The sequence below is a fragment of the Hymenobacter sp. BRD128 genome (genome assembly GCF_013256625.1).
GTDB lineage: Bacteria > Bacteroidota > Bacteroidia > Cytophagales > Hymenobacteraceae > Hymenobacter.
In genome coordinates this window covers 3,633,033-3,647,228 of record NZ_CP053908.1, presented here as the reverse complement: position 1 = coordinate 3,647,228, position 14,196 = coordinate 3,633,033, and the positions used below count along the sequence as shown (strand labels likewise).

Sequence of the window (14,196 nt, the reverse complement as noted above, 5' to 3'; positions counted from 1 at the left end):
TGTACTTCGCCAAGAGTAGGCCGCGGCCCGCGGCTAGGCTGGTCTGGAGGCTTTCAAGCCCTGCGCCGTGTAGTGAGCCAGGGCCATAATCGTGAGCATGGGATTGGCGCCGCTGCACGCCGGAAAAGCTGAGCCGTCGGCCACGTACAGGCCGCGCACTTCCACGGTTTCGCCGTCGGGGCGCAGCGGGTGCGTGCGCGCCTGGCCGCCCAGGCGGCAGGTGCTCATCTGGTGGGCGCTGTAGAGGCCAAAGCGGTTGGGGCGCCAGGGCAGGCGCGCCAGGCTAGCCAGCAGCTCGGGGTTGTGCAGCACGCCATCCTCGGCGTGCAGCGTGGGTAGGGTGCCGTGGGGCAGGTACACGGTGTGGGCGCCGGCCGCCACGTGAATTTCGGCGGCGGCGCGCACGCCGGTCAGCATGCTCTTTCTATCAAAGGCCGACAGCCGGTAGTCGATGAGCGGCGCGCCCTGACGGTCTGCCTGCACGCGGCCGCCGTCGCGGTCGCGGGTGAGCACAATGAACGAGCCCAGATGGTCGGCAGCTTGCAGCAGCTGGCGGTGCTGCGTGCCCGAGCGCCAGGGCAGCACCATCGCCAGCAGGCCGGGGTGGGTGGGTGGCGTTTCGAGCTTTACGCCAAAGTTGGTGCCGCCCAGCCGCGTAAAGGTGTCATTGACAATGCTCATGCTCGGCCCGTGCCACGAGTGCATGGGGTGCGGGTAGTGCGCGGCCACCGCCACCGTGGGGTGCAGGTGCAGGTGCCGCCCCAGGTGCGGGTGCCGCAGCCCCGAGCGCAGCAGCAGCACCGGCGTCTGGATGGCGCCGCCCGCTACCACTACCCGCTCGGCCCGCACCGTAATGTGCACTGGCTGCCCGCCAGGGGGGGTATGCACGGCCTCGGCGCCAGTGGCGCGGCCCGCCACGATGGTCACGCGCTCGACGCGCGTATCGGGCAGCAGGCGGGCGCCGTGGTCGGCGGCGGTGCGCAAGTAGGTGTTGAGGGTGCCCTGCTTGAGGCCGTGGGCATCGCCCAGCGTAGAGTAGCCCAGCGCGCTAAAGTGCTGGTCAACTGCCATGAGGCCCTTCTCATTGCGCGGAATGAGCCGGGTGGCCTGCCCGAGCCGGGCCGAGCCATCGCGCAGGGCCTGGTTCTGGCCGTTGTGGCGCGGGTAATCGGTGTTCACGCTGAGCGCGGCGGCCACGGCGTCGAGGCTTTTTTGGAAATCAGAACTGAGAAATTGCGGCGCGTCGTGCTGGCTAGCCCATTCTGCCAGCACATAGTCGGGAGTGCGGAAGGCGCCGGCCCAGTTGACGGTGGTGCCGCCGCCCAGGCAGGCGCCGGCCAAGATACCCACACTGCCATCGCGGGTGCTGAGGGCGCCGCGCGCGTCGTAGAGGCGGCCCATCATATCCACTTCGCGCTGGGTAAAGTCGCGGCCGTGGAGGTAGGGGCCGGCTTCGAGCACCAGCACGTCGTGGCCGGCCTGGGCCAGCTCGCCGGCCACCACCCCGCCGCCCGCCCCGAGCCGATTACCAGCACCTGGCAGTGATAAGTAGTAGCGGTGGCAGGGGCTAGCGGCCGCAGCGGGCGCTCGGTGGCGCCGGGCGGGTCGCCGTCGGGCGGGGGCAGGGGCCAGGGTAGCCGAGCGCGGCCCAGGCGGGGTTGGGCGAGCCATCGGCCGGGCTGTCGCCATAATACAGGAAGGTGCATAGCTTGCGCAATGCCTGAAAACCCTGCCGCAGCGGGCCTAGCCGTGAGCCAGCCCAGCTCTGGAGCAGGCGTTCGCGCTGGGCCGGCGCCAAGGCGTGAAACGGCCGTAGCGGCCCCCACCAGGTGAGGCCGGCCAGCGGTTGATGCAAAATATCCAGCAGCTGCCCAAACTCGGCCTGCGCGCCCAGCGGCTGCGCCTGGATGGCCGCCGCCAGCTTGTCAAAATCTACCAGGGCCGAGCCGGGCGGTGGGCTAGCCGGCGCCGGCCCGGCCGGGATAAACGTGTCGGCCAGGGCGCGGAGCGTGGTGAGGCGGGCAGGAGTAAGCACAAACATGGGTGGGCAGGGATAGGCAGCTTACGCGCAGAGATTGAGGCAGAAAAGATAAGGGCTTTTTACCAAAGTAGTAGGCGTGCCGACTACTTGGCGATGCCAGGCTGCCGCCCGCCCGACCTCTGCGGCATGGCTAGGCTTGTGCGCACTCCCGAAATCCAGCACCGCATTCACGTCCAGGACCGCGACATACTGGGCCACTTCAGCAATGCCCGCGAAGACCAAGTGACTGAGCGCTACGCCCCGAACACGGCGAGCCCGGTGTAGCCCGCGTAGATTATGACCCCCGACGGCGGGCGTTGACCAGCGCGTGAAAACCGTGCGCCAGGAGCTGAAACAGGCCCGCCGCGCCGCTGGCCGGCCCGGCCGTAGCAACCCGCACCGAAAGGCGGGCGTAGAACGAGAACTTCGGCGGCAAACGTCCGCTAGCTTTTCTTTTCCACAATTCCCATGTCCCTTTTCAGCAGCGATAAACTCAAAGGCAAGCGCATTGCCATTCTGGCCACCGACGGCTTTGAGCAGGTAGAGCTTACCGAACCCCAGAAATTTCTTAAAAACGAAGGCGCCACGGTCGACGTCGTTTCCCTCAAATCAGGTTCCATCAAAGGCTGGGACAAAACCGAGTGGGGCGACAAAGTAGATGTAGACAAAACCCTGAGCGACGTTAAAGTGGCCGACTACGACGCCCTGGTGCTGCCGGGCGGCCAGATTAATCCCGATAAACTGCGCATCGAGCCCACGGCCGTGGATTTCGTGCGCGAGTTTGCCCACTCCGGCAAGCTGGTGGCCGCCATCTGCCACGGCTCCTGGACGCTCATTGAGGCCGACGTGGTACGCGGCAAGCACATGACCAGCTGGCCCAGCGTAAAAACCGACCTGCGCAACGCCGGTGCCCAGTGGCAGGACTCGGAAGTGGTAGTGGATGGCAACTTCGTAACGAGCCGCAAGCCCGAAGACCTCGATGCTTTCAACAAGAAAATTGAGGAGAAGCTGCTCGGTAAAGTCAGCTAGCCCTGTATTTGCACTGGGTAATTAGTGCCGCGTATTCCGTCTGCCATTGCGAGCCCCGCGCAGCAATGGCAGACTTTTTTGCTTATGGCAATAAGCAAGAAAGTGAAGGCTAGCGGCCTAGCAGCCACCACATTGCCACGTCAAAAACCAGCAGAAAAGCGCCTTGTAGCTGCACCGAGCGGCCGTAGCCGTCGAGGCGCTCGGGGCGCTGGGCGCTGGGATAGGTGGCGCGGTTGAGCAGCCACAGCGCTACCAATACGTAGCCAATGTCGAGCCCGGCGTTGAAGAGAAAAATCTGGCTGGTGAGCTGCACATCAGCCCGCGCATCGGCCAGCGAGAAGCCTAGCGGGGGCCGGCCGGGATGCGTGCGCAGGATGCCCACCGCCGCCAGCACGGCATTGACGAAGGCCCAGGCGCAGTTCATGAAATGAAAGTGGTGGGGCCACTCACGGCGGTCGGTGCGCGGCAGCTGGTAGCCGCTCACAACCAGGTTGAGCAGTGCCCAGGCACCCAAGATGCCCAGACCCCGGCCCAGTAGCAGCTCGTGGTGCTGGTAGGTGGCCAGCCAGGCCGGCGCAGCCGGCAAAACAGAAAGCAGCATGGTCACAAAGTAAGCCCTCGGCGGGGCTAGTGCGCGATGCCAATACCCAGGTACACCTGCAGCACCGAGTTGCGGATGTTGGGGTCGGTGACGAGCGTGCTCAGCGGCTGGCCGTTGTAAGTGAGGGCCGCCCCGTCTTTGTAGAGGTTGGCAAGGCTGAGGTCGTAGCGCACGCCCAGGCGGGCGGGCCCTAGCCGCGCCTCGGCGCCCAGCACACCCCCAAAGTCGAAGCGGTGGTAGCCGCTCTGGCTCACGTCGAGGTCTTGGCCGCCGCTGCGGGCGCCGGTGAGCACCGACACCTGCGGGCCAAGGTGAAAGCTGAGCGTTTCGGTGATGTTGCCCACAAACAGCACGGGCACGGCCAGGTAGTCCAGGCGATTAGCTTGCTGGCTACCAGTGGCCGGGGCCGTGCTCTGAAAACCCTTGCGCGAGTACAGCGCCTCTACTTGCAGCGAGGCAAAGTGCGTGAAGCCGTACTGCCCGTACACCCCGGCGTGAAAGGTACTCAGCTTGTCGCGATTCGTAAAAATGCTGGTGCCGCTGCCCTGCAAGTCGCTGTAGCTCAAGCCACCCTTGATGCCAAAGCCGGTGTTGCGGGAAGTAGTGCTTGCGCCTTCCGAATAGTCGCTGGCCGAGGGCAATCCCTTTACCTGGGCGTGAGCGGCGCCAGGGGCCGCGAGTGAGGCAAAAAGTAATAAGGCGTGTTTCATACGCAGTAGCAACGCCTGGCCAGGCCGAAAGTTGTGGGCAAAGCACCTGGCAATCGTCCGGCGGGCGTACTTTTGCGCTGGGCGAGCCGCGCGCGTCGCCCGGTTCCGGGGAGTTAGCTCAGCTGGTTAGAGCGCTACCTTGACATGGTAGAGGTCATCGGTTCGATTCCGATACTGCCCACGAAGAAACCCTTTGGCCCCTGGCCAGAGGATTTTTTTATGCTACCGCACGGCCTGGGGCTAGCCAGCGTCCGGGGCGGGCGCTAAAAACGTGCGTAGCAGCTGCAGCAACTGGGTATCGGCCGGGCTGAGGCCCTCCTGGGCTACCGCGAGCGCGGTGGGCGACACGTACCCGGCAAACTCGATAAACTGCGCCGGCGGCAGGGTATGATAGGCCATGCTCCAGTCAGCAAAGCTGCGCTGCGCAATTGCTTTATCAACCAGCGTGGTTACGTCGCGGTGGCGCGGGTCTTGCTGAATACGGGCGTAGAGCGCGTGCACCGTGAGCTGGTCGCCTTCTAAAACCTGAAAAAACTGGTCCTGGCCATACAGCAAAATGCCCGTTAGGCCGTGGCGCGCATTGAAGGCGCGGGCCTGCCCCAACAGCTGCTGGAGCTGCGGCTCGCTAAATGGCACAGTAGCCTGGCTTAAGTAGATAACCTGTTGCATCGGGGAGCGTGGAGCGGGCTAGCCAGCGGGCGGGGGCGCCGCAAGCGCGGGGCTGGCTATGGAGCCAATACGCTACGCGGTGAGGGTACGTTGCCGCCGGCCCGCGCGGCTACCCAGGCCGGCGGATGCGCTTGGTGACGGATAAAACCGGCAAATGCAGTACGTTTGCCGTGGTCTTTTCCTTCTGCACCATGCTGTTCGCCATTCTGCTGCCCGGTATTTCGATGATTTTTCGGGGCCACGTGCTCAAGGGCATTCTGTGTGGCATCCTGCACCTCACGCTGCTTGGCTGGATTCCGGCCGCCATCTGGGCGGTGGCTTCCTATCAGCAAGACCAGGCCGAAAAGCGCCACCGCGAAACCCTGGAGGTGCTGGCCCGGCAAGGGCGGTCTTTGTAAAGAATAAGGGGCAGCGCCGGCTACTTGTCGGGCTAGCCGGCCCCCAGCGCCAGCACTTCTTCCAGTACCTGGCGCGAGTTGGTTAGGCGCGGCACCTTGCGCTGGCCGCCCAGGCGGCCCCGGTGGCGCAGCCAGGCTTCGAAGGTGCCGGCCGGCACAAAGTGCACGCGCGGCGGGGCCAGCGCCAGGTCGCGGTGGCGCTTGGCGTCGTAGTCGGAGTTTAGCTTGCGCAATTCGCTGTCAAGCAGGTGGCTGAAGCGGCCGGCATCGGCGGGCGGCGGGCCACTCAGCTCCACGGCCCACTCGTGGCCGCCGCGCGAGGTGCCGGTAGCCGCCGCAAAGTAGACGGGCGCGGCCGTGAAATCGCGCACGGCGCAGCCCGTGGCCCGGGCCGCCGCCGTGATGGCCGCCTCGGCATTCTCCACCACTACTTCTTCGCCAAAGGCATTGAGAAAGTGCTTGGTGCGGCCCGTAATGCGCACCCGGTAGGGCCGCAGCGAGGTAAACCGCACCGTATCGCCCACTAGGTAGCGCCACAGCCCCGCGCTGCTGCTGATGACGAGCGCGTAGCTCGGCCCAATGGTCACGGCTTCGAGCGGTACCGGCCGCTGGTCGGGGCTGTCGAACTGCTCGGCGGGCAAAAACTCGTAGTAGATGCCGTGCTCCAGCAGCAGCAGCAGGTCGGGCGCGCCCGGCTCATCCTGCAAGGCGAAGTAGCCTTCCGAGGCATTGTAGATTTCCAGGTAGTGCAGCTGCCCGCCCGGCATCAGCTCCTCAAACAGCGAGCGGTAGGGGCCAAACGCCACCGCGCCGTGCAAAAACAGCCCTAGCCGGGGCCACACGGCGCGCAGGTCGTCGGCGCCGGCCAGGGCCAGCACGCGGCGCAGCAGCACCAGCATCCAGGTGGGCACGCCGGCCAGCACGCGCACATCCTGGCGCAGCACGTGCCGGGCGATGCGCTCGATTTTTTCCTCCCACTCGTCGAGCAGGGCTAGCGGCAGGGGCGGCGTGCGCAGCGCCTGCGCCCAGCCCGGCAGGCTCTGCATAATGAGCGCCGACACATCGCCGGCCACCGCTTGGCCGCCGAAGGGGCTGGGCCCCAGGCTGCCGCCCAGGCTCAGGGTTTTGCCGGCCAGCAGGCGCTGGCTAGGGTAGAGGTGCGCCAGCAGGGCCAGCATGTCGCGCCCGGCGCGGTAATGATTGTCGTGCAGCGCCTCCGGGGTGAGGGGAATGTACTTGCTGCGGGCGTTGGTGGTGCCGCTGCTGCGGGCCTGCCAGCGCGGGGCCGGGCCGGGCCACAGCACATTGGGCTGGCCGTGCAGCACCTTTTCCAGCTCGGGGTAGAGCTGCTCGTAAGTGCTCACCGGCACGCGCCCGGCAAACGCGCCGGCGCTCAGGCCGGGCGCGTAGCCGTAGCGCCGGCCCCAGTCGGTGCCCTGCGCCCGGCCCAGCAGGTAGCGCAGCACGGCCGCCTGCGCCGCCAGCGGCTCACGCTGCACCCGCGCCAGCCGGGGCAGGCTAGCCAGCTGAACGGCGCGGGCAACAAGCTGGTCGAGCATTTTGACTGGAGTGGGTAATGTGGAAATAAGTGAAATGCGGATAAATAACAAGCCAGGTCGGTTGCCAAGCCGCTAGCCCGGACCAGCCAATCTGCGCCCGGACTTGGCAACCGCGCTAGCTCGCCAAAAAGCCGGCGGGCAGCTTGGCTACGCATCGCCCAGGTGGCTAAAGCGTTACGTTATTTTCACATCCGCCGCATTCCCACATTTGGCACATTTTATTATTCAAAAGTCTTGCGCTTGAACTCGAAGTTGCGGCCCAGGTACACGCGGCGCACGGTTTCGTCGGCGGCTAGCTCCTCGGCGGTGCCGGCTTTCAGCAGCTTGCCCTCGAAGAGCAGGTAGGCGCGGTCCACGATGCTCAGGGTCGAGTTCACATCGTGGTCAGTGATGAGAATGCCGATGTTGCGGTGCTTGAGCTTGGCCACGATGCCCTGGATTTCTTCGGTGGCGATGGGGTCTACGCCCGCAAACGGCTCGTCGAGCAGCACAAACTTGGGGTCGACGGCCAGGGCGCGGGCTATCTCGGTGCGGCGGCGCTCGCCGCCGCTCAGCACCTTGCCCAGGTTTTTGCGCACGTGGCCCAGGCTAAACTCGTCGAGCAGCTCCTCCACCTTGTCGCGCTGGGCCTGCTTGGGCAAGTCTGTCATTTCGAGCACCGAGAGAATGTTTTCCTCCACGCTCAGGTCGCGGAACACGCTGGCTTCCTGGGCCAGGTAGCCCATGCCGCGCCGCGCCCGCTGGTAGATGGGCAGGCGCGTTACTTCTTCGTCATCCAGGAAAATGCGGCCGCCATTAGGCTTCACCATGCCCACCATCATGTAGAAGCAGGTGGTTTTGCCGGCGCCGTTGGGACCCAGCAGCCCTACTATTTCGCCCTGCTCCACGCTGAGCGACATGTCGTTGACGACGGTGCGGGCTTTGTATTGCTTGACGAGGTGCTCGGCGCGGAGTATCATAGGCTATGGGGCAAAGGTAAAACCGGGCGCGCGGGCCGCGCGCTAGCCTGCCAAACCGCCGGGTGCGGTCCGATGGTAGGCCTTGCGTACCCGGCCACTCAACGGCTCCGCTCTGGTCTGAAATCGGGTAAAACCTACGGTTGCTAGCCTGATGAATAATAATTCTGAAAAAGTTCCTATTAGCGGAATCCGAAGATTAGGTATTAGCGTAAGTGTTTGACTAGCCGTTAAATAGTTTGGTGAGTAAGTAATCGCTTTTCTACGCATCGCTCTTCGTTTTTCCGCCCTGCCGGCTTGCCGGGCCCGTGCGGGCAGTAAGCAGCGCCCAGCCTTTGGGAATAGCTGCATCTGGAGTACGCTACTTGCTTTTTAACCGGGGTTTTCGCCCTTATCCGCTGCGGCCCGGCCACGCTATTTTTCTTTAATTATCAGGTTAAATTATTGATTTATAACCCACTGAGGTGTCAGTGTGGCTTGCGGCGCTATTCTCTTTTTCCCCACCTTTTCCCTCCCATTTTTTCCCATGAAGCACCAATTAACCAAGCCAACGCAGTGGCTGGTGGCGGCTTGTGCCGTCACGGCGCTCTCGGTCTGGAGTGCCACGCGCTACACGCGCCTGGAGGCCAGCAGCCACCGCGAAGCCCCGCTCATTGCCGACGACCCGCTGGCCGACAACACCGACGTTTATGCCTTTGTGGACCCCAATGACGCCACCCGGGTGGTGCTTATTGCCGACTACATCCCGTTTCAGCTGCCGCAGGGCGGCCCCAACTACTACACCTTCGGCGAGAATGTGCGGTATGAGATTCACGTTAAAAACAACGCCACTACTACCGGCGACGACATTACCTATCGCTTCACTTTTACACGGACCAACCAAGACGGAACGACGTTTTTTAACGTGCGGCTCGGGCAGCAAAATCTGAAAACCACCTACACCTGCGAGAAAATCGTGAATGGTGGCGCGCCGGTGGCTATCGTCACCAACGGCGTGGTGCCGGCTTATAATATCGGGCCGCGTTCCATCAATTCGGGCGTGGGCCTGGCGCAGGCTTCGTACACGGCCTACCGGCAGGGCGCGGTGGCCAATGCTACCGGCGGGGGTAATGAGCAGGTATTCTGCGGCGCGTCCGACGACCCGTTTTTCGTGGACCTGGGGGCGGTGTTTGATTTGGCTGGCCTGCGCGTGAACCGCGGCAGCCGCGACGGCCTGAGCAAGTACAACGTGCACTCGATTGCGCTGAGCGTGCCGATTGCTACCCTGCAGAAAAGTGGCCAGCCAGTATCGGCCGCAAAAAACATTCTGGACCCCGACTACGTGATTGGCGTGTGGGCCTCGGCTAGCCGCCCGGCCATGCGCACGCTCAACGGCAGCAGCGGCAGCGGCACCACCACGGCCAGCGGCAGCTACGTGCAGGTGTCGCGCCTGGGCATGCCGCTGCTCAATGAGGCCATTAACCCCATTGGCGCCAAGGACGCCTGGAACCGTACCACACCCTACGCCGAGGCTAGCGCCACCGATGGCTACCTCTCCAACCCCGAGCTAGGCCTCTACACCGCTGACAACACGCCGGTGGCCCCAGCCGCGCCCAAGTCGGCCGGCCAGACTTTCTACGGTGAGGCCGTGCCGGCCCTGATGGCCTTGCGCATGCAAACCAAGTCGCTGTATGGCCGCCTGCCCGCGCCATATGATGGCGGCTTCGACTTCCGCAACCAGGCACCGGGCCTGTACCCGCTCAAGGGCACGCCGCTGGTAGCTAATACCGCCCTGGCCGACAATCTGTACGGCAACTACCTGCTGGTGGCTAACAGCCCGCGCTCGGTGGATTTGAAGCCGATTTTCCACACCGGCGTGCCCAACCTGCCGCCCTACCAGCTAGCTGTCAATAAGAAAGATGGCCTTCCACTGTCGGCTGGTAAGCCATTCATAAACAACTTCTTGCCACTGAGCGGCACCGCCAATGGCGGCCCCGGCGGCGACATGCTGCGCCTGAACATGGCCGTGCCCGCCACCCCGCGCAGCTCGCCCGATTTCAGCAACCAGGGCCTGATTGCGGCGGCCGTGCTGGGCCTCACCGACCCGCGCTTTAACACCACCCAGGCCTTACAGAATATCCCAAACATGGACGGCTTTCCCAACGGGCGCCGCCTCGAAGACGAAGTAGTGAAGATTGAGTTGCAGGCCGTGGGCGGCGCCGTGCTGGCGGCCATCGGCCTGTGGTACGACGACTTTGGCCCCACCGCCACTAACCCCGTGACGCCGAGCCTGAAGGGGGTGCTGAATTTCACCGCCGGGGTCGAAAAAAACGACACGACGTTCCGCGCCAGCTTCCCCTACGTGCAAACGCCCTGGGAGGGCTACCGCGTGCGCCGCTAACTCATTGTCTCACTACTATCGTCTATTAAAATGAATTCCAAACAGTTACGCGCTTATGTCGCGCTGCCGGCCCTGGTGGCTGCGGCAGTAGGCGGCCTGGCCACCTGGAGCCAGCTTCGCTACACGCCCCTGGAGGCTTCTTCGCACCGCGAAGCCCCGCTGATTGCCGACGACCCGGTGGCCGACAACACCGACCTCTACGCCTTTGTGGACCCCAACGACGCTACCCGGGTAACCATCGTGGCCAACTACATTCCGTTTGAGCTGCCGCAGGGCGGGCCCAACTACTCGACTTTCGGCGAGAATGTGCGGTATGAGATTCACGTCAAGAACAACGCCTCTAATACCACCAGCGACGATATTACCTACCGCTTCACCTTCACGCGGGTGAACGAGGACCCGACCACGTTTTTCAACATCCGGCTCGGGGCTCAAAACCTGAAAACCACTTATACCTGCGAGAAAATTGTGGGTGGCGTATCGACTACCATCGTGACCAACGGCGTGGTGCCGGCCAATAACGTGGGGCCGCGCTCCATCAGCGGCGGGGCGGGGCTAGCCAAGGCCAACTACGAAACCGACGTGCGCGAGAGCGCCATTACCACGGCCGGCACGGGCGAGAAAATGCTGTGCGGCCCGGCCGACGACCCTTTCTTTGCCGACCTGGGCGCCATTTTCGACCTGGCCAACATTCGGCCCACCAAGGCTACCGATGGCTTGTCGCATAAGAACTGCCACTCGATTACGATGAGCATTCCGATTACGGTGCTCCAGAAAAACGGCAAGAATGCGCCCTCTACCATCCTGGACCCCGACTACGTAATCGGGGTGTGGGCCTCGGCCAGCCGCCCGGCCATGCAAACGCTGAGCAACACCGCCAACCCCACCAACAGCGGCGACTGGGTACAGGTGTCGCGCCTAGGCATGCCGCTCACCAACGAAGTAATTACCCCCATCGGCGGCAAAGACGCCTGGAATGCCCGCACGCCCTACACCGAGTCGAGCGTGACCGACGGCTACCTCTCCAACCCCGAGCTGGGCCTCTACCTGGCCGACAACTCGCCCATGAACGGCGCCGCGCCCAAGCCCGCCGGTCAGACCTATTACGGCGAGGCGATTCCGAACGTGGCGGCGCTGCGCATTCAGAGCAAGTCGCTGTATGGCCGCGCCGGCTTTCCGGCCAATGGCTTCGACTTCCGCAATGGGGCCGATGGCCTATATCCGCTCAAGGGCAACCCGGCCCTGGTGGGCACGGCCTTCGACCCCGCTACCTACGGCAACTACCTGCTGCCGGGGCCCGGCCAGCCGCGCTCGGTCGATATCAAGCCGATTTTTCACACCGGCGTGCCTAACCAGGCGCCGTATCAGCTAGCCACCGGCAAAACGATGCTGGCTCCGGGCAGTGGTTCCGCCGTGAATCCGCTTAGTGCTGGTAAGCCATTTATCAACAATTTCCTGCCAGTGGTGGGTGATATGCTGCGCCTGAATATGGCCGTGCCGCCCACTCCGCGCAACTCGGCCGATTTCAGCAACCAGGGCCTGCTGGCCGCCGCCGCGCTAGGCCTCACCGACGGGCGCTTTAACAAGGACGCCAGCTTGCAGAATATCCCGAACATGGACGGCTTCCCCAACGGCCGCCGCCTGGAGGATGCCGTGGACCAGATTGAGCTGAAGGCTGTGAGCGGCGTGGTGCTGGCGGCCATTGGCCTGTGGTACGACGACTTTGGCCCCACCGCCACCAACCCCGTGACGCCGCAGCTCGGCAACGTGCTGGGCTTCACGACCGGCGTGGAGAAAAATGATACGACCATCCGGGCCAGATTCCCCTTCCTGCAAACGCCCTGGAGCGGCACCAGTCCGGCCAGTGGCCCCACCAACAGCATCGTGGCGCCTGACCTGATAGTGAGCACGGCCATGCCCGTCGAGGCCGGCACGTATAACAACATCACCATCACCAAAACTGGCGCTGCGTCGTTCAACGGCCCCATCGTAGTAAACGGCGCCCTGGTAGTGCAAACCGGCGGCATCCTGAGCACCCGCGGCGTGCTGGCTACCAACTGCCAGGCCATCACCGGCGCGGGCACGTTTGAGCTGCAAGCCGGCGCTACGCTGCGCATCTGCGCCACCGACGGCATTGCCGCCACCGGGGCTAGCGGCGCTATTCAACTCACCGGCAGCCGCTCGTTCTCCAACGATGCCAGCTACGAGTACATTGGCTCCGATGCCCAGACCTCGGGCGCCGGCCTGCCCAGCCGCGTGCGTAGCCTCACGGTCAACAACGCCGCTGGCCTCACCCTGAACAACGGCGGGGTAGCCGTGGCCCAGACGGTAGCCCTCACCAATGGTAACCTGACCACCAGCAGCAGCCAGCTGCTGACGCTACTTTCGACGCCCACCGCCGGCACCGCCCTCGTGGTAAACACCAACGGCATCGTGAGCGGCCCGGCTACCATGCAGCGCGCCATCGACCCCACTTTCAACGCCGGGGCCGGCTACCGCCACTACAGCTCGCCGATGGTGAACAATACGCTCAGTAATCTGACGTCGAACGTGGCGGGCTTCACCCCGATTTACAACACGGCTTACAACACGGCGCCGATGCCTAGCGCCGTAACGCCCTTCCCGAACGTGTATGCCTACGAGCAAAGCCGCGTGACGACCAGCGGCAACGCCGGCTCGATAGACTTCGATAAGGGCTTCTTTGTGCCGCTGGCTACCGATGCCATGACGCCCGTGCGCGGCTACGACCTCAACATCCCGGCTAGCTCGACAGTAGCCCTGATGGGCACGCTCAACAACGGTCCGCAGAGCATCAGCGGCCTGGCGCGCGGCCCCCAGACGCAGAGCGGCTGGCAGCTGCTCGGCAACCCGTATCCGTCGCCCATCGACTTCACAGAAGTGAGCGGCGTAACGGCCGGTGTAACGCGCACCAACCTCGACGATGCCGTGTACGTGTACCAGAGCACCGGCCAGTACGTGGGCTCGTACCGCAGCTACGTCAACGGCCTGGGTGGCAGCCCCTTGGTGGCTTCGATGCAGGGCTTCTTTATGCGGGTAACTACCCCTGGCAGCAGCAATGGCAGCCTGGCCCTAACCAACGCCGCCCGCGTCACCACCTTCGCCACCACGCCGAGCTTTAACCGCAGCACCGCCGATACCCGGCCCCAGGTGCGCCTGCGCCTGCAGGGCAGCACCCCGCTCATCGACGAAACCACGGTGTATTTCGAGCAGGGCGCCACGGCCGGCTTCGACCCGCGCTTCGACGCCTTCAAGCTGCCCAACTCGTCGGGCATGAGCGTGAGCAGCCTCATTACCAACAGTGAGCTGTCCATCAACGGGCTGGCCCCGCTCACGGGCGCGGCCGTCACGGTACCGCTCAACGTGCAGGTGTCGGGCGCTGGCAGCTACAGCTTGAATGCCATTGACTTGCTCAACTTCAACTCGGCCACGCCGGTGTATCTGCTTGATACCCAGACCGGCGCCCGCGTCGACCTCGGCAAGCAACCCGTGTACAGCTTCACGGCCAATACGGCCTCGCTCACCGGCCGCTTCAGCCTGCTCTTCGGTGCCGCGCCGCTGGCTACCGCCCCGGCCGCCGTGGCCGACCAAGTGAAGCTCTTCCCGAACCCCGCCAAGGGCAGCTTCACGGTCGTGGTGCCCGCCGAGCTGGGCCGCACGGCCGTCACGGCCACGCTCTTCAACCAGCTCGGCCAGCAGGTGGCCCAGCAGACGCTGCCCATGACCGCCGCCGGCGCCTCGGCCCAGTTCGACGTGTCGTATTTGTCGCTGGGCGTATACACGCTCCGCCTCAAGTCGGGTGATAACCAAGTGACTAAGCGCGTAGTAGTAGCCCAATAGTGCCCCGGGCGGCTAG

The 14,196-nt window shown here is 64.4% G+C and carries 13 protein-coding genes and 1 tRNA gene; 6 read left to right on the top strand and 8 right to left on the bottom strand.

Annotated elements, in window-relative coordinates; all coding sequences use genetic code 11:
* Positions 1-33: 33 nt before the first annotated feature.
* Positions 34-1,671, bottom strand: coding sequence for a GMC family oxidoreductase (locus GKZ68_RS16170; RefSeq protein WP_173116575.1), 1,638 nt, complete (start codon positions 1,669-1,671; stop codon positions 34-36).
* Positions 1,568-2,035, bottom strand: a complete 468-nt coding sequence (locus GKZ68_RS16165; RefSeq protein WP_173116573.1) for a hypothetical protein — start codon at positions 2,033-2,035, stop codon at positions 1,568-1,570. Before GKZ68_RS16165 ends, GKZ68_RS16170 begins: the two co-directional genes overlap by 104 nt.
* Positions 2,036-2,134: 99 nt before the next feature.
* Here GKZ68_RS16165 and GKZ68_RS16160 point away from each other — a divergent pair, with 99 nt between their 5' ends.
* Entirely contained in the window at positions 2,135-2,305 is a 171-nt protein-coding gene (locus GKZ68_RS16160; protein WP_173116571.1) for a hypothetical protein, read from the top strand.
* Between the two features lie 10 nt (positions 2,306-2,315).
* On the opposite strand, the gene GKZ68_RS16155 is transcribed toward GKZ68_RS16160, so the two are convergent.
* Positions 2,316-2,456 (bottom strand): hypothetical protein, encoded by a 141-nt coding sequence (locus GKZ68_RS16155; protein ID WP_173116569.1) that lies wholly within the window; start codon positions 2,454-2,456, stop codon positions 2,316-2,318.
* A 32-nt stretch (positions 2,457-2,488) separates the two neighbouring features.
* Here GKZ68_RS16155 and GKZ68_RS16150 point away from each other — a divergent pair, with 32 nt between their 5' ends.
* A complete protein-coding gene (locus GKZ68_RS16150; RefSeq protein WP_173116567.1) occupies positions 2,489-3,049 on the top strand; it encodes a type 1 glutamine amidotransferase domain-containing protein in 561 nt (186 codons plus the stop codon).
* Between the two features lie 109 nt (positions 3,050-3,158).
* Here GKZ68_RS16150 and GKZ68_RS16145 read toward each other — a convergent pair whose 3' ends face one another.
* Both GKZ68_RS16145 and GKZ68_RS16140 read right to left on the bottom strand, forming a co-directional pair.
* A complete protein-coding gene (locus GKZ68_RS16145) occupies positions 3,159-3,650 on the bottom strand; it encodes a hypothetical protein (protein ID WP_173116565.1) in 492 nt (163 codons plus the stop codon).
* A gap of 26 nt (positions 3,651-3,676) precedes the next feature.
* The gene (locus GKZ68_RS16140) at positions 3,677-4,360 is read right to left on the bottom strand and encodes a porin family protein (protein ID WP_173116563.1); all 684 of its coding nucleotides are present in this window, start codon (positions 4,358-4,360) and stop codon (positions 3,677-3,679) included.
* Positions 4,361-4,467: 107 nt separating this feature from the next.
* Between GKZ68_RS16140 and GKZ68_RS16135 the strand changes: the two genes are divergently transcribed.
* A tRNA-Val gene (locus GKZ68_RS16135) sits at positions 4,468-4,541 on the top strand.
* 59 nt (positions 4,542-4,600) lie between these two features.
* On the opposite strand, the gene GKZ68_RS16130 is transcribed toward GKZ68_RS16135, so the two are convergent.
* The gene (locus GKZ68_RS16130; protein ID WP_302051995.1) at positions 4,601-5,029 is read right to left on the bottom strand and encodes a BLUF domain-containing protein; all 429 of its coding nucleotides are present in this window, start codon (positions 5,027-5,029) and stop codon (positions 4,601-4,603) included.
* A 191-nt stretch (positions 5,030-5,220) separates the two neighbouring features.
* On the opposite strand from GKZ68_RS16130, the gene GKZ68_RS16125 reads away from it, so the two are divergent.
* Positions 5,221-5,427 carry a YqaE/Pmp3 family membrane protein gene (locus GKZ68_RS16125; protein WP_173116559.1) on the top strand — a complete coding sequence of 69 codons (207 nt, stop codon included), beginning with the start codon at positions 5,221-5,223 and terminating at the stop codon, positions 5,425-5,427.
* 32 nt (positions 5,428-5,459) lie between these two features.
* Here the strand turns inward: GKZ68_RS16125 and GKZ68_RS16120 are convergent, their stop codons facing one another.
* On the bottom strand, positions 5,460-6,986 hold the full coding sequence (locus GKZ68_RS16120) for a GH3 auxin-responsive promoter family protein (RefSeq protein ID WP_173116557.1): 1,527 nt from the start codon (positions 6,984-6,986) through the stop codon (positions 5,460-5,462).
* A 221-nt stretch (positions 6,987-7,207) separates the two neighbouring features.
* Positions 7,208-7,945, bottom strand: coding sequence for an LPS export ABC transporter ATP-binding protein (gene lptB / locus GKZ68_RS16115; protein WP_173116555.1), 738 nt, complete (start codon positions 7,943-7,945; stop codon positions 7,208-7,210).
* 523 nt (positions 7,946-8,468) lie between these two features.
* Between lptB and GKZ68_RS16110 the strand changes: the two genes are divergently transcribed.
* Positions 8,469-10,322, top strand: a complete 1,854-nt coding sequence (locus GKZ68_RS16110; protein ID WP_173116553.1) for a DUF4331 domain-containing protein — start codon at positions 8,469-8,471, stop codon at positions 10,320-10,322.
* 30 nt (positions 10,323-10,352) lie between these two features.
* Complete coding sequence (locus tag GKZ68_RS16105; RefSeq protein WP_173116551.1) at positions 10,353-14,180, top strand: DUF4331 family protein; 3,828 nt, start codon at positions 10,353-10,355, stop codon at positions 14,178-14,180.
* Positions 14,181-14,196 lie beyond the last annotated feature (16 nt).

What these genes read in the sequence shown, in the direction of transcription:
- GKZ68_RS16110 (WP_173116553.1), top strand. Translation starts at nt 8,469, where the DNA reads ATGAAGCACCAATTAACCAAGCCAACGCAGTGGCTGGTGGCGGCTTGT.
- GKZ68_RS16125 (WP_173116559.1), top strand. Translation starts at nt 5,221, where the DNA reads ATGCTGTTCGCCATTCTGCTGCCCGGTATTTCGATGATTTTTCGGGGC.
- GKZ68_RS16170 (WP_173116575.1), bottom strand. Translation starts at nt 1,671, where the DNA reads ATGGCTCGCCCAACCCCGCCTGGGCCGCGCTCGGCTACCCTGGCCCCT.
- GKZ68_RS16145 (WP_173116565.1), bottom strand. Translation starts at nt 3,650, where the DNA reads ATGCTGCTTTCTGTTTTGCCGGCTGCGCCGGCCTGGCTGGCCACCTAC.
- GKZ68_RS16120 (WP_173116557.1), bottom strand. Translation starts at nt 6,986, where the DNA reads ATGCTCGACCAGCTTGTTGCCCGCGCCGTTCAGCTGGCTAGCCTGCCC.
- GKZ68_RS16130 (WP_302051995.1), bottom strand. Translation starts at nt 5,029, where the DNA reads ATGCAACAGGTTATCTACTTAAGCCAGGCTACTGTGCCATTTAGCGAG.
- GKZ68_RS16105 (WP_173116551.1), top strand. Translation starts at nt 10,353, where the DNA reads ATGAATTCCAAACAGTTACGCGCTTATGTCGCGCTGCCGGCCCTGGTG.
- GKZ68_RS16140 (WP_173116563.1), bottom strand. Translation starts at nt 4,360, where the DNA reads ATGAAACACGCCTTATTACTTTTTGCCTCACTCGCGGCCCCTGGCGCC.
- lptB (WP_173116555.1), bottom strand. Translation starts at nt 7,945, where the DNA reads ATGATACTCCGCGCCGAGCACCTCGTCAAGCAATACAAAGCCCGCACC.
- GKZ68_RS16150 (WP_173116567.1), top strand. Translation starts at nt 2,489, where the DNA reads ATGTCCCTTTTCAGCAGCGATAAACTCAAAGGCAAGCGCATTGCCATT.
- GKZ68_RS16160 (WP_173116571.1), top strand. Translation starts at nt 2,135, where the DNA reads ATGCCAGGCTGCCGCCCGCCCGACCTCTGCGGCATGGCTAGGCTTGTG.